The 19,411-nt window shown below is 67.4% G+C and carries 14 protein-coding genes; 5 read left to right on the top strand and 9 right to left on the bottom strand.

The window, feature by feature from the left end; translation table 11 throughout:
* Positions 1-3 precede the first annotated feature (3 nt).
* The 4 genes from CKW06_RS21250 (at position 4) to ampE (ending at position 2,941) form a co-directional block, all read left to right on the top strand.
* Positions 4-468: a bactofilin family protein gene (locus tag CKW06_RS21250; RefSeq protein WP_024958552.1), complete on the top strand. Its 465-nt coding sequence runs from the start codon at positions 4-6 to the stop codon at positions 466-468.
* 31 nt (positions 469-499) lie between these two features.
* Complete coding sequence (gene erpA / locus CKW06_RS21245; RefSeq protein WP_005411302.1) at positions 500-892, top strand: iron-sulfur cluster insertion protein ErpA; 393 nt, start codon at positions 500-502, stop codon at positions 890-892.
* 121 nt (positions 893-1,013) lie between these two features.
* Positions 1,014-1,919 carry an NAD(+) diphosphatase gene (nudC, locus tag CKW06_RS21240; protein ID WP_005414687.1) on the top strand — a complete coding sequence of 302 codons (906 nt, stop codon included), beginning with the start codon at positions 1,014-1,016 and terminating at the stop codon, positions 1,917-1,919.
* 134 nt (positions 1,920-2,053) lie between these two features.
* Positions 2,054-2,941 (top strand): regulatory signaling modulator protein AmpE, encoded by an 888-nt coding sequence (gene ampE, locus CKW06_RS21235; protein ID WP_005414686.1) that lies wholly within the window; start codon positions 2,054-2,056, stop codon positions 2,939-2,941.
* A gap of 523 nt (positions 2,942-3,464) precedes the next feature.
* Here ampE and CKW06_RS21230 read toward each other — a convergent pair.
* From CKW06_RS21230 to CKW06_RS21190, 9 genes are all read right to left on the bottom strand, one after another.
* Positions 3,465-3,890 carry a DUF2752 domain-containing protein gene (locus tag CKW06_RS21230; protein WP_024958115.1) on the bottom strand — a complete coding sequence of 142 codons (426 nt, stop codon included), beginning with the start codon at positions 3,888-3,890 and terminating at the stop codon, positions 3,465-3,467.
* A 43-nt stretch (positions 3,891-3,933) separates the two neighbouring features.
* A complete protein-coding gene (locus CKW06_RS21225; RefSeq protein ID WP_005411298.1) occupies positions 3,934-4,212 on the bottom strand; it encodes a CD225/dispanin family protein in 279 nt (92 codons plus the stop codon).
* A 34-nt stretch (positions 4,213-4,246) separates the two neighbouring features.
* Positions 4,247-4,534 (bottom strand): CD225/dispanin family protein, encoded by a 288-nt coding sequence (locus tag CKW06_RS21220; RefSeq protein ID WP_024958116.1) that lies wholly within the window; start codon positions 4,532-4,534, stop codon positions 4,247-4,249.
* A gap of 182 nt (positions 4,535-4,716) precedes the next feature.
* On the bottom strand, positions 4,717-6,606 hold the full coding sequence (locus CKW06_RS21215) for an MFS transporter (protein ID WP_024958117.1): 1,890 nt from the start codon (positions 6,604-6,606) through the stop codon (positions 4,717-4,719).
* Between the two features lie 98 nt (positions 6,607-6,704).
* Positions 6,705-7,499 (bottom strand): SDR family NAD(P)-dependent oxidoreductase, encoded by a 795-nt coding sequence (locus CKW06_RS21210; RefSeq protein ID WP_024958118.1) that lies wholly within the window; start codon positions 7,497-7,499, stop codon positions 6,705-6,707.
* A 156-nt stretch (positions 7,500-7,655) separates the two neighbouring features.
* The gene (yccS, locus tag CKW06_RS21205) at positions 7,656-9,833 is read right to left on the bottom strand and encodes a YccS family putative transporter (RefSeq protein ID WP_024958119.1); all 2,178 of its coding nucleotides are present in this window, start codon (positions 9,831-9,833) and stop codon (positions 7,656-7,658) included.
* Positions 9,834-10,001: 168 nt separating this feature from the next.
* A complete protein-coding gene (locus tag CKW06_RS21200) occupies positions 10,002-13,124 on the bottom strand; it encodes an efflux RND transporter permease subunit (protein ID WP_005414681.1) in 3,123 nt (1,040 codons plus the stop codon).
* A gap of 31 nt (positions 13,125-13,155) precedes the next feature.
* Positions 13,156-16,389 carry an efflux RND transporter permease subunit gene (locus CKW06_RS21195; RefSeq protein WP_024958120.1) on the bottom strand — a complete coding sequence of 1,078 codons (3,234 nt, stop codon included), beginning with the start codon at positions 16,387-16,389 and terminating at the stop codon, positions 13,156-13,158.
* Positions 16,390-16,463: 74 nt separating this feature from the next.
* Complete coding sequence (locus CKW06_RS21190) at positions 16,464-17,708, bottom strand: efflux RND transporter periplasmic adaptor subunit (RefSeq protein ID WP_024958121.1); 1,245 nt, start codon at positions 17,706-17,708, stop codon at positions 16,464-16,466.
* Between the two features lie 188 nt (positions 17,709-17,896).
* On the opposite strand from CKW06_RS21190, the gene CKW06_RS21185 reads away from it, so the two are divergent.
* Complete coding sequence (locus CKW06_RS21185; protein WP_024958122.1) at positions 17,897-19,216, top strand: M20 family metallopeptidase; 1,320 nt, start codon at positions 17,897-17,899, stop codon at positions 19,214-19,216.
* The last annotated feature ends 195 nt before the right edge of the window (positions 19,217-19,411 follow it).

The following is a 19,411-nucleotide window of genomic DNA, read 5'->3' as shown; positions in this document are numbered from 1 at the left end:
CAGATGTTCGGAAGCAGCAAATCCAACCGTGAAGGCCAGCTGGTGGTGGATGCCCTGATCGGCAACCAGGTGGTGATCCGCGGTGATGTGGAATTCAGTGGTGGCCTGTACGTGGAAGGCCGCATCCATGGCAAGGTGATCGCCGCCGAAGGCGCCAGTGGCGCGACCCTGACGGTCGCCGAGCATGGCGTGATCGAGGGCGAGATCCGTGCCCAGGTGGTGGTCATCAGTGGCCGCCTGGACGGCGACGTGCACGCCAGCGAGAAAGTCGAACTGACCCCGAGCGCGCGGGTCAACGGCAACGTCCATTACCAGGTGGTGGAGATGAATGCGGGCGCCCAGCTGAACGGCCGCCTGATCCATGCCAGCGCCCCGATGGCCGCCCTGCCGGCCCCGGAAGCTGATGAGGCCAATGGCGGCAAGGGTGACACCGCCGCGCGCCGCAAGCTGGCCGAGGCGATGGCTTGAAAGCCATCGTCGGCACCCCCATGCTGACACCATGAGCACGCTAGTCTCCCTGCCCGGCGCCACCCCGGCCGCCGCGCCCGATTACCAGTCGCTGGAGCGCCCGCTGAACTTCACCGAGTCGGCGGCCGCCAAGGTCAAATCCCTGATCCAGGAAGAGGGCAACCCCGACCTGGCCCTGCGCGTGTACATCGAAGGTGGTGGCTGTTCGGGCTTCCAGTACGGGTTCGAGTTCGACGAGAACCGTGCCGAGGACGATCTGGCGGTACAGACCAGCGGGGTGACCCTGCTGGTCGACCCGTTGAGCCTGCAGTACCTGATGGGCGCCGAGGTGGACTACACCGAGAGCCTGACCGGTGCACAGTTCGTGATCCGCAACCCGAACGCAAAGACCACCTGCGGCTGCGGCAGCAGCTTCAGCATGTAGGCGGGGCGCGGGGCCTGCGTCCCGCGCGACAAGGTGTGTGGAGCACAAGCTCCACACCCACAGATGGCTTCGGCAAAGCCCGCGGCTTGCCACCCGCATCGATTGGCGGCACGCTTGCAGGATGCCCAATACTCCTTCGCCGCTTTCCGGTTTCGCCTTCGTGGGCGAACCGCTGGAGCGCGCCGATGCCCTGCGCGAAGATGCCGATGCACTGGCGCGCCTGTGGCCGGGCGCGCACATTCTGGTGCTCGATCAGGACGGCAGCGCCTTCACCGGCGATGACGACCAGCCGCTGGCGCTGACCGGCGCCGACATCGGCGGCGGTCCCGGCTCCGCGATCTTCCTCGGCCTGCGCGGGGAACAAGCGTGGTTCTCGGTTGAAGCCGCCAGCGTCACCGTCACCGCACCACGTCGCCTCGACCTGCGCCAGGCCGCCCTGCTGTGGTCGGTGGCTGATGCGACCGCTTTCAGCTACGCACGTGGCATGTCCTACTGGCACTCGCGCACCCGTTTCTGCGGGGTATGCGGTGGTGCCGTGGCGTTTGCCCGTGGCGGCTTCGTGGGGCGTTGCGCGCAGTGTTCCACCGAGCACTATCCGCGTGTCGACCCCGCTGTGATCGTGGCGGTTGAAAACCAGGGCCGCCTGCTGCTCGGCCGCCAGTCGAACTGGGCGCCACGTCGCTACTCGGTGCTGGCCGGCTTCGTCGAACCGGGCGAGACCTTCGAGCAGACCGTGGTACGCGAAGTCCACGAAGAGAGCAAGGTGCGGGTGACCGCTTGCCAGTATCTGGGCTCGCAGCCGTGGCCGTTCCCGGGCGCACTGATGGTCGGCTTCAGGGCGCAGGCGCAGGATGACCTGCCGACCGTGGACGGCGAGCTGGAAGACGCGCGCTGGTTCAGTGCCGACGAGGTCGGCGCGGCACTGGCGCGCGATGTGGAGGACGATGGCCAGGGCATCCGCCTGTCGCCGCCGATCTCGATTTCGCGCGGCCTGATCGAGCACTGGTACCGGCAGCAGAAGGGCTGAGAGGGGCCGGCTGGGGCGATTGCATTGCCGCCACCTGAACACGGCACGGGTTACAGTCCGGTTCACCGCTGAGGGCGCCGCTGCGACAGGTAAGGTAGCGGCGCCGAGCGTTCTGTTTCGTAGGGAGACCCGCCATGTTCACCACTCTGGCCGCCGTGCTGGTGGCACTGGCCCTGGGCCATGTTGCTCCGGCCGCTGCTGCCTCGCTGCGCCGTTTCGACGGTTTCCGGCGTTGGCTGGGCTGGCTGGATGCGCGTGGTGGCAAGGCCTGGCAGGGACCGGCCGGCGTTGCCTTGGCCCTGCTGCCGCCGCTGTTGCTGATGGCGCTGCTGGCGTGGCTGTTGCGCGGGGTGCTGTTCGGCCTGCCGTCGCTGCTGCTGGGCGTGGCGGTGCTGGCCTGGTGCTGGGGCCCGCGTGACCTGGACCGCGATATCGAGGCCATCATCGATGCCGATGATGCGGCGACGCGGCAGGCTGCAGTGCGCAACCTGCAGTCTGCCGGCGGCAGCCTGCGCGAGGACATTCCGTCACTGGTCGAGGCGACGGTGCTCAACGCACTGCGGCGCTGGTTCGCGGTGCTGTTCTGGTTCCTGTTGCTGGGCCCGGCTGGCGCGCTCGGTTACCGGTTGCTGGCGCTGATGGCGGAAAGCCCGATGCGTGCCCGCGTGCCGGTGGAGCCGCTGGCGCTGGCGCAGCGGCTGCTGGGCTGGATTGAGTGGCCGGTGGCACAGCTGATGGCGTTCTCGATGGCGCTGGTGGGCAACTTCGATACGGCGTGGAAGGCGTGGCGCCAGGCCCATGGCGAGCGCCTGACCGGCAACACCGGGTTCCTGGGTGCGGTGGCGCGGGCCAGCGTCAACGCCGAACTGCGCGAGGATGCGCACGACTACACCGAGGCGGGGCTGTTGCCGGTGTGGCAGCGGTTGCCGGACCTGCGTGATGCGATGAGCCTGGTGTGGCGGATGCTGCTGCTGTGGCTGGCGATCCTCGCCCTGCTGGTGATTGCAGGCTGGGTGACGTAGGTGTTTTGGCAGGGCTTGCAGCCCTGCACCTGCAGAGGCGACAGCAACAGCAACAGCAACAGCAACAGCAACAGCAACAGCAGGATTGCTGCGGGTTGGGCGGGGCGGTGTGGGGCTGCAGGACACGCCGTAAACCCGTCCGTGGGGGCTCGATGGCGCCATCCATGGCGCCAACGGTCCTGCAGCCCCACACCGCCCCACCCCCGACAGTTTCCCGGTGACGGTGGGTCAACTGCGACTGCCGGTGGGTGTCGACCTTGGTCGACACGGTAGATCCACGCCATGCGTGGATGCAGAGCGAAGCGATCCGCTTTTGATCTTCTCTTTCTTTTCCGTGGTGGACGCACACGGAAACTGTCCGTGGCCGGGTGGGTGGGCTGCGCAGGGGCGTGAGCCGCATGGATGCGGCGACCGAGCTTACATGGACGTACTTGCAGCGGCCCCTGCGCAGCCCACCCACCCGGCCAACCCCATGATCGACGAACGCCGCCCACCACGAGGGGCTGCGCCGTTGGCTGGAAACCTAGACCGGTGCCAGCGCGGTGAACGGTGCCCACGGCAGGTTGCGCAACAGCGCGTACCCGGGCAGCACCCAGAGCCAGAACGTGGGATTGGCCAGTACCCGCATCAGCGGGTCGAGCACGCGTGGGCGGATGCCGGCGATGTTCAGCAGCATCAACAACAGGAACGGCAGGCTGATGACCAGCAACGGGTTCATCGCCATCGCGCCGGGCAGGTCGAAGTGGACCAGGGAATACAGGCAGCGCGTGCTGCCACAGCCCGGGCAGTACAGGCCGGTCAGGGCGTACAGCGGGCAGCTCGGCAGTGGATTGCCGGCGACATACGGATTGACGTTGCGCAGCACCACCGTGGCACCCACGGCCAGGCCGGCGGAAGCCAGCAGCGGTGCCCAGCGGGCGAGTCGGGAACGAGCGGGAAGCGCGGACATGCAACAACGGATCCGGCGCAGGCGCCGGATCCGTCCAGGCGTATCAGTAGCCGCTGTTGCTCATCGCGCCCATGCCGCCGAGCACGACGAAGAACAGCACGTACAGCACGACCAGCACGGCCCAGGCAATGGCCGACCAGATGGCCCACTTCTTGGCCTTGGCGGCGGAGTCCTGGGCGCCGGCGATGTCGCCGGCGGCCAGCTTGCCGTTGACCTGTGCGGCGTAGACGATCGACACGATGCCGGCCGGCAGGCAGCAGAACAGGGTGGTCAGGATGGCCCAGACCAGGTTGTTCGGGACCTGCGGAGTAGCGGTATTCATGGGTTCAAGCTCCTTGATGGGTGGTGGTGGTGAATCATTGGTCGGAAAGAGCGCCCAGTACGGCCAAGCCGCCGAACAGCCCGAGCCACAACAGAAACAGGACCGGCAGGGCCACGGCCGAAGCCACTGCCCACCAGCCCGCCTTGCGCGACGCGCTGTAGGCCCCCGGCAGATCGCCAGCCGCGCGGCGGCCATCGACCTGGGAGGCATAGACGATCGACACCACGCCCAACGGCAGGCAGCAGAACAGCGTCGTCAGGATCGCCCAGACCAGATGGTTGGGGATGTAGACCGGACGGCTGAGCGGTGGTGGTTGATTCAAAGCGAGACTCCATTCCTTGGTGGCCGGCCTTGGTGAATCGGCCGAACCTCCCCCCTGTGGGTGCGTAATCTACCGCAACCGGCGTTGCATGTATGCGTTTACACGCACGGCATGTCGTGTTCGCCACTGGACGGTGGCGTATGCGGGGGAGGTTGCCGGGCCTGCCTGTCAGTCCGATTCTGTCAGGCGTGATCGCCGCGCAGGGCCCGCACCTGGGCTTCCAGCGCCTGGGCGTTGGTGGTGTGGCCGTCCATGGACGGTGCCGCCACTACCTCGACGGTGGCTCGGAAACGGCGCGGCACCCGCATGCGGCCGAGGCGGCTGTCGCGCCGGCTCCACATGCTCGACCACATGCCGCGCAGGGCCATCGGCACCACCGGCACCGGCCGCCGTTCGAGGATCTTCTCGACGCCGGACTTGAACGGGGCGATTGCACCATCCTTGGTCAGTGCGCCTTCCGGGAAGATGCAGACCAGCTCGCCTTCGGCCAACGCGGCGTCGATGTCATCGAACGCGCGTTGCATCAGCGCCGGGTCTTCGCGCGCACCGGCGATCGGGATCGCCTTGGCGGTACGGAAGATCCAGCGCATCACCGGGATGTTGAAGATCCTGTAGTACATGACGAAGCGCACCGGACGCGGAATCGTCGCCGACAGGATCAGTGCGTCCATGTAGCTGACATGGTTGCAGACCAGCAGCGCGGCGCCTTCGTCGGGCACGTTGGCTTCGATGCCGTGCGGGCGCAGCCGGTACAGGGTGCGCACCATCAGCCAGCTGAGGAAGCGCATCAGGAATTCGGGGACGATGGTGAAGATGTAGATCGCCACCAGCGCGTTGGCGATGGCCAGTGCCAGGAACTGCTGCGGGATGGTCCAGTGCAGCAGCTTGTGCGCGGCCAGCGACAACAGGGCTGCGCCGACGATGAAGCCGGAATTCTGGATGTTCAGCGCCGCGAACACGCGCGACATCTGCGCCTTCGGCGTGCGGCTCTGGATCAGCGCGAACAATGGCACCACGAAGATACCGGTGAACAGGCCGATGCCGATCAGGTCGATGACGATGCGGATGCTGCCGGGCTGCTGCAGGAAGGTGCCGATGGTCAACCCGTGCACCGTCGCCTCGCCGCTGCGCGCGAAGTACAGGTCGAGCAGGAACGCGGTCATGCCGAACGCACCCAGCGGCACCAGGCCGATTTCCACCGTGCGCGCCGACAGCTTCTCGCACAGCAGCGAGCCAACGCCGGTGCCGACCGAGAACAGGGCCAGGGCGAACAGATACAGTTTGGGTTCGCCGCCGAGGTTGGCCAACGCGTAGTTGGGCAGCTGCGAGGTCAGCACGGTGCCGACGAACCAGAACCAGGACACCCCGAGGATGGCGTTGCGCACCGCCTTCTGCTGCCGTGCCATGCGCAGCACGACCCGCGACTCCGGCAGGGGGTTCCAGTTGATCTTCAGGTTCGGATCGCCGGCGTCGACCTTGGGGATCAGGCGCGCGGCGATGTTGCCGCAGATGGCTAGAACGATCACCGCTGTGGCGGCCACGATCGGGCCGTGGCTCCCCGCAAGCAGGAACACCGAGCCGCCGATGATCATGCCGGACAGGATCGAGATCGAAGTACCCATCTCGACCAGGCCGTTGCCGCCAGTCAGTTCCTCGGGTTTCAGCACCGAGGGCAGTACCGAGTACTTCACCGGGCCGAACAGGGTCGACTGCATGCCGGTACAGAACAGCGCGACCAGCAGGAACGGCAGGTTCTCGGTAACGAAACCGACAGCCGCCATCGACATGATCACGATCTCCATGGTGGTGGTGATCACGATCAGCCGCGATTTTTCCAGTTTGTCGGCGATCTGCCCGGCCAGCGCCGAGAACAGGAAGTACGGGAGGATGAAGATGGCTGGCGCCAGCGTGGTGTAAAGCGAACGCTGCTCCTCCGAAACGCCCAGATAAAACAACAGGCCGATGATCGCCTGCCGGTACACGTTGTCGTTGAACGCACCCAGCGCCTGGACGACGAAGAACGGCAGGAAACGGCGCTGGCGCAGCAGGGCGAACTGGTTGTGACCGGACATGGAACCTCCTTGACCGGCGCAGCCTAGCATTCCTGCCTATCCGCTGTGGGTGCGGACCTGTGGGTGCGGACCGTTGGTCCGCACACCTGTCGATGGTCTCAGACGATATCGTCGACCACGCCGCCATCCACGCGCAGTGCTGCACCGGAGGTGGCGGAAGCCTGCGGCGAGGCCAGGTACACCACCATGTTGGCCACTTCCTCGACCGTGGCGGTGCGCTGGATCACCGAAGACGGCCGGTGTGCCATCACGAACTCGCGGCCGATCTGCTCCAGCGGCTTGCCGCTGCGCTGGCGTTCATCTTCGAACATCGCCGCGAAACCGTCGGACAGGGTCGGGCCGGGCAGCACCGCGTTGACGGTGACGCCACTGCCGGCCACGCGCTTGGCCAGGCCGCGCGACAGCGACAGCTGCGCGGTCTTGCTGACACCGTAATGGATCATGTCGGCGGGAATGTTGCGTGCCGATTCGGAGGAGATGAACAGCACGCGGCCCCAGCCGGCGTCGACCATCGCCGGCAGCAGTGCCCGCGACAGGCGCACGCCGGACATCACGTTGGTCTGCCAGTAGCGCTCCCAGGTGGCGTCTTCGGTTTCGAAGAAGTCCTCGGGGCCGAAGATGCCGGCGTTGTTGACCAGGATGTCGACCTTGGGCAGGCCGGCCAGCAGCACATCGACACCGGCTGCATCGGAAAGGTCGGCGGCGACGCCGATCACCTCGGCACCTGGAACGGTGGCGAGCAGGCGCTGGCGGGCGCGTTCGACACTGTCGGTGCTGCGGCCGTTGAGAATGACCCGCGCACCCGCCGCGGCAAGACCCTGGGCGATCGCCAGGCCGATGCCGGCGGTGGAAGCGGTAACGAGCGCGGTGCGGCCGGCGAGTTCGATCTTCATGGGGGGAGTCCAGGAGCAGGGGATCACCCAGTATCCGCGCAGGACCGTGATCGGGATGCAGCGCCAGGCGCAACACACGGTTGCACACGGTGCAGTAGATCCACGCCATGCGTGGATGGACTGCGGGTCGCGCCAGGCCCTGCCCGGCGCCGGCCTTCAGGTGAGCGTGCGCACCGCCTCATTCGCCGCCGCCCGCACCTTCGGCAGCATCCGCAGCACCAGCGCCATCTGCGTGCGGATCAACTGCAGCTTCGCCGGCATCGCCTCGTCGATCTGCTCCAGTTCGGCCGCCACCGCGCGATCAGCGTCGTTGTCGTCCTCGTTGACCGGCTGCCGTGCGGTCAGGGCCGAGGCCAGCTGCTGCAGCGCCTTGCGCACGCGCTCACCGGCCGCCAATGCCAGCGGGTCGCCAGCAAAGCTGTCCACTTGGTCGCGATGCGCGCCCAGCGCCGACAGATGGCCGAGCAGCGTGTTGGACAGCGCCAGGAAGTGGAAGCCGGCATCCAGGTTGCGGCGCACGTGACCGGGTTCGCGCAGCATGTTCGACAGCGCGGTGGACAGCGCGGCGTCGGCGTTGTGCATGTCGCGGCGGGCGATGCGGTAGGCCAGGTCATCGCGCATGCCGCTGCGGTACTGGCCCAGCACCGAATCCAGGTAGCGCGCGGCGGTATCCAGCACCCGCGCCAGCACAAGGTGCAGCTGGCGGCCCTGCCAGTCGGGCAGGATCAGGAACGCGGCGGCAGCGGCAATCGCGCAGCCCAGCAGCGTGTCGACCATGCGCGGCACGATCAGCACGAAGCCATCGCCGATCAGGTTGAAGCAGGTCAGGGCCATCACCGTGATCGCCGCCGATGCCACCAGGTAGCGGTCGGTGCGGGTGAAGAAGAACAGCAGCGCCGACAGCAGCGCGATCAGCAGTTGCACGTGCAGTTGCGGGAACAACTGCAGCAGCGCCCAGGTGAGCACGAGGCCCGCCACGGTGCCGACGATGCGCTGCGCCAGGCGTTGGCGGGTGGCGCCGAAGTTGGGCCGGCACACGAATACGATGGTCAGCAGCACCCACGAGCCGTTCTGCGCATTGAACAGACGGATCGCGGCGAAACCGGCGATCAGCGCCAATGCCATGCGCAGGCCGTGGCGGAACAGGACCGAGCCGGGCGTGAGCTGCTGGCGCACGCGCACGCCCATCTCGCGCAGGGTATGCGGGTTGCTGTCGCGCAGGCGCGTATCGACATTGTCGAGGCTGGCCTCGGAGCGTTCGGCGTCCAGCAGGCGGCGTTCGATGCTGCGCAGGTTGTGCACCAGCAGGTCCAGCGAACCCAGCAGTCGCTGCCACTGCGGGCGCTGCTGGTCGCGCAGGTAGGCCAGCGCATCGGCCAGGTCGCGCCCGGCCTGCTGGTTGGTTTCGCCATACACGAACGGGCGGCGCAGGCGGATCGCCTCGCCCAGGCGCGCGCAGGCCTGGCCCTGAAGATCGAGCAGGCGCTGGCAGCGGTACAGCACGTCGCTGTGGAAGAACGCATCGACCAGGGCGCCGTAAGGGTAGTGCGAGGAACTGGCGCGCTCGTGGAAATCCTGTGCCATGTAATAGAGGCGCAGGTACAGGCCGGAGTTCACGCCCGGCCGCCCGGAACGGCCGAAGCGGGCGAGAATCGCGGTCTTGGCCTCGTTCAACGCGCCGACCACGCGCCGGTTCTGCTCGGCCAGGTCGAGCTGGCGGCGTTGCAGGTCGGCCTCACGTACCGGTTCGAACAGGGCGGCCTTCAGCTGCAGGTAGCGGCCCAGCTCGATGTAAAGCCGCGCCACGCGCTCGCGCACCGGTCGGTTGGCGAACAGTGCGGTCCACAGGATCGACAGCAGTCCGTACCAGACGGCGCCCGCCAGCAGGTGGCTGACCGCTTGCAGCGCGGTGTGCAGGTCGCTGGCACCGTGCTGCTCCAGCCCGATCATGGTGTAGATCGCCAGCGTTACCGTGGCCTGGGCGATGGATGCGTAGCGCTCGCCGAGCGCGCCCAGCAGGGTCAGGCCGAAGGTGGACAGTGCCAGCGCGCCGATGAAGATCCACGGCCAGGGGAACAGCCAGATCACCGACGCCGCAGCGATGCAGAAACACAGCAGCGACAGCGCCACCGCCTTGGTCCGGCCCCACCAGTTGTCGTCGGTCTCGGCGATGGCGCTGGCGATGATGCCGAGGAAAACGCCGGGCAGGGCGGTCAGCGCATCCAGCTGCCAGCACACGGCAAGCGCTGCGGTCAGGGCGATGAGCACGCGCAGGCCGTAACTGGCCTTCTCGTGGGCCCACAGGCGGCTGAGGCGGGATTGGCGGGCGGGCATGCAGGCTCGGCGGAAGGATCTCCCACCATTATTGCGGGGTGCGCGTGAAATATGGAGGGCGGACCACCGCGGTAGTGCCGGCCGCTGGCCGGCAGATTTGCCGTACCAAGAAAGCCGGCCAGCGGCCGGCTCTACCCTTAGATCCACGCCATGCGTGGATGGGCCGTTCTACGCACGCTGCGCGCGCTTGAGCAGCTTCGCTTCGCGCTTGCGTGCGCGACGTGCCCGCCAGCGTTCGGCCAGGCACGAGAAGATCACGTACAGCGCCGGCGTGCTGAGCAGGGTCAGGCTCTGCGAGAACAGCAGGCCGCCGATCATCGCGATGCCCAGCGGGCGGCGCAGTTCGGAGCCTTCGCCCAGGCCGATCGCCAGCGGCACCGCCGCCAGGATCGCCACCATCGTGGTCATCATGATCGGGCGGAAGCGCACGATGCTGGCCTCGCGCGCGGCATCGCGCGGTGCCAGGCCATGCTCGCGCTGCGCCACCAGCGCGAAGTCGATCATCATGATCGCGTTCTTCTTGACGATGCCGATCAACAGCACCAGCGCGATCATCGAGATCACCGACAACTCGGTGTTGGTGCCGAACAACGCGAGCAGTGCACCCACGCCCGCCGCCGGCAGCGTGGACAGGATGGTGACCGGATGGATCAGGCTCTCGTACAGCATGCCCAGCACCAGGTACACGGTCAGGATCGCGGCAAACACCAGGATCAGCATGTCGCTGGGGTCGGAGTTGAAGCCGAAGCCCGCATCATCGGCCAGGCGGATGTCACCAGGCATGCGCATGCCGGCCACGGTCGCGTCGATGATCGCCTTGGCCTCACCCATGCTCACGTTCGGAGCCAGGTTGTAGCTGAGGTCCATCGTCGTGTACTGGTTCTCGTGGGTGATCTGCGACGGGGCCAGGCCGGGCATCTGCGTGGCCACCGCGGTGATCGGCACCATGTCGCCGTTGCGCGCACGCACGTACACCTCGTCCAGCGCGGCGGGGGTGGCGGTCTGCGAGGGCAGGGCGTTGACCACCACGCTGTACTGGTTGATGTCCGAATAGATGGTGGAGATCTGGCGCTGGCCGAACGCACCGTACAGCGCACCGTCGATGGCACCCACGGTGATGCCCAGGCGTGCGGCCTTGGCGCGGTCGATCTGGATGTTCTGGCGCAGGCCGGCGTTGTCCACGTCGGTACCGACATCGCGCAGCTTGGGGTTCTTCTTCAGCTCCGCCTGCAGCTTGGGCAGCCATTCCTGCAGCGATGCCAGGTCGTTGCCCTGCAGCGAGATGCGGTACTGCGCGCCCTGGCTGGAACCGCCGCCATCGTTGCTGGGCAGATCCTGGATCGCGCGCAGGCGCAGCTGCAGGTCGGGGTAGCGGTCGGCCTTGGCACTCAGCCGTGCGAGTGCGTGCGCCGTGGTCTCGCGACGGCCATCGCTGCGCGATTTCAGCTCGATGTTGAACTGTGCGCTGGAGCCCTGGCGGCCGCTGCCCAGGCGCACGCCCACGGTCTTCACCGCAGGGTCGGCCATCAGCATGTCGGTGATGCGGCGCTGGCGGGCGACCATGTCCTCGAAGGACACCGTGGCGCTGGAATTGGCGCGGCCCCAGATCAGGCCGGTGTCCTGCGGCGGGAACGCGCCCTTTTTCACCGCGCCGAACAGGAAGACGGTGGCGCCGATCAGGATCAGCGGGGTCAGCGACAGCAGCAGCGCGTGGCGCAGCGAGAAGTCGAGGAACACGGTGTAGACGCGAAGCATGCGCTCATGGCCGGCATCCAGCCAGCGGCCGAAGCGCGACGGCGGCGCGCTGTGGTCGTGTGCGCTGAGGAAGCGGCTGCACAGCGCCGGAGTCAGCGTCAGCGAGACGATCATCGAGACCACGATGGCCGCCACCAGGGTGACGGTGAATTCGCGGAAGAACGCACCCATCATGCCGCTGGCGAACAGGAGCGGGATGAACACCGCCACCAGCGAGGCGGTGATCGAGACGATGGTAAAGCCGATCTCGCGCGCGCCGGTGAGCGCCGCCTGCATCCGCGGCATGCCTTCGTCGAGGTGGCGCATGATGTTCTCGATCACCACGATCGCATCGTCGACCACGAAGCCGATCGCGATCACCAGCGCCAGCAGGCTCAGGTTGTTCAGGGTGAAGCCCATCACGTACATCACCAGCGCGGCACCGGCCAGCGACAGCGGCACGGTCACCGCAGCGATCAGCGTGGGTGCCAGCCGGCGCAGGAACAGCGCCATGGTCAGCACCACCATCGCCAGGCTGATCAGCAGGGTGATCTGCACTTCATGCAGCGACGAGCGGATGGTCGGCGTACGGTCGAAGTACGGCGTCATCGTGGTGCCGGGCTGCAGGTAATCGCGCAGGGTCGGGATCTGCGCCTTGACCCGGTCCACGGTCTCCACGATGTTGGCGCCGGCTCGGGTGAACACGTACATCACCACCGCCGGTTTGTGGTCGAACCACGCGGCCTGGTAGGCATCCTGCTGGCCGTCGTAGACGTTGGCGATGTCCTTCAGGCGGATCACCCGGCCATCGCCCTGGGTCTTGACCACCAGGTCGGCGAAGTCGGCGGCACGCGCCACCGAGTCGTTGGCGATGATCGCGGTAGTGGTGTTGCCGTCGCTGAGGAAGCCGGTGGGCGAGGTCACGTTGGCCGCGCGCACGGCGTTGCGCAGGTCGTCGGCGGTCAGGCCGAGCGCGTTCATCAGGCGCAGGTTGACGTCCACACGCACCGCCGGCGTCGAAGCGCCAGCGATGTCGACCGAAGCAACGCCGCTGATCTGGCGGATGCGCTGGGCCAGCAGCGAGTCGGCGACGTTGTACAGCTCGTCGGCCGACTGCGTCTGCGAGGTCAGCGCGATGGCGATGACCGGGTCGTCGTTCGGATTCGCCTTCTGGTACATCGGCGAGCCCATGCCCGAAGGCAGGTCGGCCTGCGCCGAGTTGATCGCAGTTTGCACGTCCAGCGCGGCCGAATCGATGTTGTGGCCGCTCTGGAAGATCATGAACACCAGCGAGCTGCCTTCCGAGCTCGACGAGCGCATGCGGTCGATGCCCGGCAGCTGGCCGAGGTGGCGCTCCAGCGGCGCGGTGACTGTCGAGGCCATGGTCGCCGCATCCGCGCCGGACTGGCTGGCGTGCACGAAGATCACCGGGATCTCGATGTTCGGCAGTGCCGATACGCCCAGGCGCAGGTAGCAGATCAGGCCGACCATGAACAGGCCGATGGCCAGCAGCGCGGTGCCGATCGGGCGGCGGATGAAGGGGCCGGACAGGTTCATCGTGCGGCCCACCGCAGCAGCGGGGCGTGGATCATGCCTGCGGCTCCTGCAGCGAACCGTTGCGCAGTGCGCGCTGCTCGCGGCGGCGCGCCAGCCATTCGGAGAAGCGTTCCATGTACAGGTAGATCACCGGCGTCGTGTACAGCGTGACCAGCTGCGACAGCAGCAGGCCGCCGACGATGGCGATGCCCAGCGGGCGGCGCAGCTCCGAGCCGATGCCGGTGCCCAGCGCCAGCGGCAGTGCGCCGAGCATTGCCGCGGCGGTGGTCATCATGATCGGGCGGAAGCGCAGCAGGCAGGCGCGGCGGATCGCTTCATGCGCGTTGGCACCGGCGCGACGCGCCTCGATCGCGAAGTCCACCATCATGATGCCGTTCTTCTTGACGATGCCGATCAACAGCACGATGCCGACGATGCCGTCCACCGACAGGCTCAGCCCGCACAGCATCAGCGCCAGCAGCGCGCCGACGCCGGCCGGTGGCAGCGTGGAGATGATCGTGATCGGGTGGATGTAGCTCTCGTAGAGCACGCCGAGCACGATGTAGATCACCACCAGCGAGGCCAGCAGCAGCCACACCACATCGGTCTGGCTGCCGGTGAATTCGGCGGCCTTGCCGATGAACTCGGCATGCAGGTGTGCCGACATGTCCAGGCTGTCCTTGGTTTCCTGGATCACACGCACCGCTTCGGACAGCGAATAGCCCGGCGCCACGTTGAACGAGACCGTTACCGCCGGCAGCTGCTGCTGGTGGCTGACCACCAGCGGCGCACTGCTGACCTTGCCTTCAGCCAGCGCCGACAGCGGGATGATGTTGCCGGCGCCGACGGTGATGCCGGTGTTCTGCGCGCCGATGCCGGTGGCGGTGGACGAGTTGGACGATGTGACCTGGCCGAAGCTGGTGGCATTGGTGCCGGTCAGCGCGCCGGCGCCGTTGGAAGCCACGGCCAGCTGTTCCATCAGCGCGGTGCTGGTACGGAACTCCGGCGCCACTTCCAGCACAACCCGATACTGGTTGAGTTCGGTGAAGATGGTCGAGATCTGGCGCTGGCCGAAGGCATCGTAGAGCGTGTCGTCGATGGTCTGCATCGGCACGCCCAGCACACTGGCCTTGTCGCGGTCGATGTTCAGTTCAAGCGCGCGGCCCTGGTTGGACAGGTTGTTGTCCACGTCGGCCAGTTCCGGGCGCTTGCGCAGCGCTTCGGTCAGGCGCGTGGCCTGCGTGGCCACCGTTGCCGAATCCACGTCCGACAGCGAGTACTGGTACTCGGTGGCGGCCACGCGGGTGTCCAGGGTCACGTCCTGCACCGGCTTCAGGTACAGCGCCACGCCCGGGATTCCGGCCACCGCCTTCTGCAGGCGCGGCAGGATCTCATCCAGGCCATCACGCTGGCTGCGCTCCTTCAGCACGATCGACAGCTGGCCCTGGTTGAGCGTGGGGTTCATGCTGCCGGCACCGATGAATGCCGACACGCCGGTCACGTCCGGATCCTGGCGCAGGGCTTCGGCGACCTGCCTGGTGCGCTGTTCCATCTGCGGGAAAGCGATGTTCTGGTCGGCCTGCACCACGCCGGTGATCAGGCCGGTGTCCTGCTCGGGCAGCAGCCCCTTGGGAATCAGCACGTACAGCAGCACGGTCAATACCAGCGCGCCACCGGCCACGGCCAGGGTCAGGCGCTGGTGGCCCAGCACCCAGTCCAGGCTGTGCTCGTACAGGCCGACGGTGCGCGTCCACAGGTTCTGTTTGCCGGCCGCCGCTGCGCGCTCATGCGCATCCTCGCCCTCGGGCAGGGCGTCGGGCTTGAGCAGGTAGGCGCACATCATCGGGGTCAGCGTCAGCGAGATCAGCATCGACAGCACAACGGCGATGCTCAGCACCCAGGCGAACTCGTGGAACAGGCGGCCGGTGACGCCAGGCATCAGCAGCAGCGGCAGGAACACCGCCACCAGCGAGACCGTCAGCGACAGCACGGTGAAGCCGATCTGGCGCGCGCCGATCTCGGCCGCTTCCTTGCCACTCTTGCCCTGCTCGATGTAACGCACGATGTTCTCGATCATCACGATCGCATCGTCGACCACGAAGCCGGTGGCCACCACCAGCGCCATCAGCGAGAGGTTGTCCAGCGACATGCCGGCAAAGGCCATCACCGCGAAGGTGCCGGCCAGCGACAGCGGCACCGCCACCGAGGGAATGATCGTGGCCCACAGCCGGCGCAGGAATACGAAGATCACCGCCACCACCAGGCCGATGGTGAGGATCAGGGTGAACTGCACTTCGTGCACCGAGGCGCGGATGGTCTCGGTGCGGTCGTTGAAGATCTCCAGGTGCACGTCGGCCGGCAGCACGCCCTGCAGCTGCGGCAGGATCGCGCGGATGCGCTCGACGGTCTGCACGATGTTGGCGCCCGGCTGGCGGCGCACTTCCAGCAGCACCGCCGGCTTGCCATCGGCCCAGGCCGCCAGCTGGTCGTTCTCCACGCCGTCGACCACCTCGGCCACGTCGGACAGCCGCACCGGGCGGCCGTTCTTGTAGCTGATGATGGTGTCGCGGTACTCGGCGGCGCTGGCCAGCTGGTCGTTGGTGCCGATGCTGTAGGACTGGGTCTTGCCGTTCAACGAGCCCTTGGGCGCATTGACGTTGGCCTGGGTGAGCGCGCTGCGCAGCTGTTCCAGGGTCAGGCCCATGTTCGACAGCTGCGCCGGATTGACCTGGATGCGCACGGCCGGGCGCACGTTGCCGGCAATCGAGACCAGGCCGACGCCCTGCACCTGCGACAGGCGCTGGGCCAGGATCGAGTCGGCGTAATTGTTGACGTCGCGCAGCGGGCGCGTGTCAGAGGTCAGTTTCAGGGTGACGATGGCCGCGTCGGCCGGGTTCACCCGGTTGTAGACCGGCTGGTAGGGCAGCGACGAGGGCAGGGTGGCCTGGCGGATCGCCGCCTGCACGTCCTGCGCGGCGATGTCGATGTCGCGGTCCATCGAGAACTGCAGGATGATCGTGGACAAGCCAGCCGACGAGTCGGAGGTCATCAGCTCCAGCCCGGAGATCTGCCCGAACTGGCGCTCCAGTGGCGTGGTGACCAGCGAGGCCATGGTGGTGGCGTTTGCGCCGGGGTACTGGGTGGTGACCACCAGGCTGGGCGCATCGATTTCCGGCAGCGCCGATACCGGCAGCTTGCGGTAACCGAGGATGCCCAGCAGCAACAGGCCCGCCATCAACAGCGAGGTAGCGATCGGGCGGCGGATGAAGATCGTCGAAAAGCCCACGGACTGATCCTTGCTGGCACTTCAATGTCGGCGCCGGCGGGTCCGCCGGCGCGAGGGAGAACCGTGGCCTGCGCTCAGCGCGGACCGCCACCGCGACGGCCACCGCCGCCACCGTTCTTCTGTTCGGCCGCCTTCAGCTCGGCCTCGGTCGGTGCGGCCGGGGTTTCGCCCGGCTTCAGTGCGGTGACCTTGCTGCCCGGCTTCAGGCGGAACTGGCCTTCACTGACCACCCGCTCGCCGCCCTTCAGGCCTTCGGCGATCTGCACCTGGCTGTCGCCCACTTCCACGCCGCTGCGCACGGTCTGCATCTTCACCGTGTTGTCGCCCTGCACGACGTAGACGTACTCGCCATCCGGCCCACGCAGCACGGCCTGGGTCGGAATGACCACGCCGCCGGCAATCGTGCGCAGCTGCATGCGCACGTTGACGAACTGGCCCGGCCACAGGCCGTTGTCGGTGTTGTCGAACAGCGCGCGCGCCTTGAAGGTGCCGCTGTCGGCACTGATCAGGTTGTCGACCACGTCCAGCTTGCCGTCGCCGGACAGCACGTGCGAGTCGGCGCGGTCCAGTGCCGCCACCGGCACCGCGCCGGTGGCCTGCGCCTGGCGCACGTCGCCGAGCTGGCGTTCGGGCAGGTTGAACAGGACGTGGATCGGGTGGATCTGGGTCAGGGTGACCAGCGCGGTGCCGGCGTTGACCACGTTGCCCGCGTCGACCGCGCGGATGCCGGCGATGCCGGTGATCGGTGCGGTGACCCTGGTGTACTGCAGCTGCACCTGTGCCGAGCGCATGCTGGCTTCGTTCGCCGCGACTGCGCTTTCGTACTGTGCCACTTGGTTTCGTTGTGTATCCAGATCGGCCTTGGCGACGAACTGGCGGTACTCCGGCGCATTGGAGCGCTGGTAGTTGGAGCGCGCGGTGGCCAGCAGCGCCTCGTTCTGGCGCTTGGCTGCCGCGGCCTGGTCGTAGCTGGCCTGGGCGGTGCGTGGATCGATCACTGCCAGCACGTCGCCCTTCTTCACTTCCTGGCCTTCGCGGAAGTTCAGGCTCATCAGCTGGCCACCGACCTGCGGGCTGACGGTGACGGTGTTCATTGCCGTCACGGTACCCAGTGCGCTGGCATACACCGGTACGTCCTGGTGCGTGGCCTCGACCACGGTCACCGGCACCGGGCCGGCATCCGGGTCTTCGCCACCTTGGCGTGCTCCCGCTGCCGGCTTTCCAGCCTTGTCCTTGCCCCCGCCGATGACGCGCAGGCCGACCACGGCCAGCACCAGAACCGCCACGACCAGCAGCACGATCTTCCAAACACGTGACATTACGAGGACTCCAAGAGGGCTGGACGGGGCGCGGCCCCGGTTGGCAATGCGCAAAGCATACCTGTGCCACATCACGTTTCCTGCATGACGGATGGGACGGGCGCTAAGACCGGATCCGGCCGCGGAGGTTCCCGTGGCGGCGGTGTTGCCCTACATTCAGCTGGACCCCTCTTGCTGTGGAGATTGCGATGCGCCGTTCGCTGCTGCTGTCCGCCCTGCTGCTGACCCTGCCGGCCGTTGCCCACGCCCAGGACGGGCAACGCCCCGAAGTGACCGCCGCTGCCCAGCGCCTGCAGGCCAAGGTGGTTGAATGGCGCCGCGACTTCCATCAGCACCCGGAACTGTCCAACCGCGAGGCGCGCACCTCGGCCGAGGTCGCCAAGCGCCTGCGTGCGATGGGCTTGAAGCCGAAGACCGGCATCGCCCACCACGGCGTGGTGGCGATCATCGAAGGCGGCAAGCCCGGCCCGAAGATCGCGCTGCGTGCGGACATGGACGCGCTGCCGGTAACCGAACAGACCGGGCTGCCGTTCGCCTCCAAGGCCACCGACCAGTACCGCGGCCAGACCGTGGGCGTGATGCATGCCTGCGGCCATGACGCGCACACCGCCACCCTGCTGGGCGTGGCCGAAGCGCTGGTGTCGATGAAGAAGGACCTGCCGGGCCAGGTGATGCTGATCTTCCAGCCGGCCGAGGAAGGCGCACCGCCGCCGGAAGAGGGCGGTGCCGCGCTGATGCTGAAGGAAGGCCTGTTCGCCGACTTCAAGCCGGAGGCGGTGTTTGGCCTGCATGTGTTCTCCAGCGTGCAGGCCGGTCAGATCGCCGTGCGTGGCGGTCCGCTGATGGCAGCCTCGGACCGCTTCGGCATCAAGGTGATCGGTCGCCAGACGCACGGCTCGGCACCGTGGAACGGTGTCGACCCGATCGTGGCCACGGCCGATCTGGTCGGTACCGCGCAGACCATCGTCAGCCGCCGCGCCAACCTCTCCAAGCAACCGGCGGTGCTGACCTTCGGTGCGATCAACGGCGGCATCCGCTACAACATCATTCCGGACGAGGTGGAGATGGTCGGCACCATCCGCACCTTCGACGAGGGCATGCGCCAGCAGATCTTCGCCGACTTGCGCAACGTGGCCGAACACACCGCCGCCGCGCACGGTGCGAAGGCGGTGACCGACATCTACGAATCGGAGGGCAACCCGGCCACGGTGAACGACCCGGCGCTGACCGCGAAGATGCTGCCGAGCCTGCAGGCGGTGGTGGGCAAGGACAACGTCTACGAGCCACCGCTGCAGATGGGCGCGGAGGATTTCTCGCTGTACGCGAAGGAAGTGCCGGGGATGTTCTTCTTCGTTGGTTCCACCAGCGTGGGCATCGACCCGGCGACGGCGCCCGCCAATCATTCGCCGAAGTTCCTGCTGGATGAGAAGGCGCTGGATGTCGGACTGCGCGCGCTGCTGCAGGTGAGCCTGGATTACCTGCACGGTGCCGGCACGCCTGCGGGGTGAGGGTTTCCGGCAGGGCTTGCAGCCCTGCACCCGCCTAAATCAACGTCAACGTCAAAAGCGGGCATTCCGTGGGATGGCGGGGTGGGTCCGGTTGAGGGGGACGCCGTAAACCCGTCCATGGGGGCTTGGCCGCGGCATCCATGCCGCGGACACCCCCTCAACCGGACCCACCCCGCCTTCGACAGTTTCCCGGGG

It is taken from the genome of Stenotrophomonas maltophilia (assembly GCF_900186865.1).
Taxonomy (GTDB): domain Bacteria; phylum Pseudomonadota; class Gammaproteobacteria; order Xanthomonadales; family Xanthomonadaceae; genus Stenotrophomonas; species Stenotrophomonas maltophilia.
Note: the sequence above shows the minus strand (reverse complement) of the source record. Positions and strands in the feature narration are given on the sequence as shown.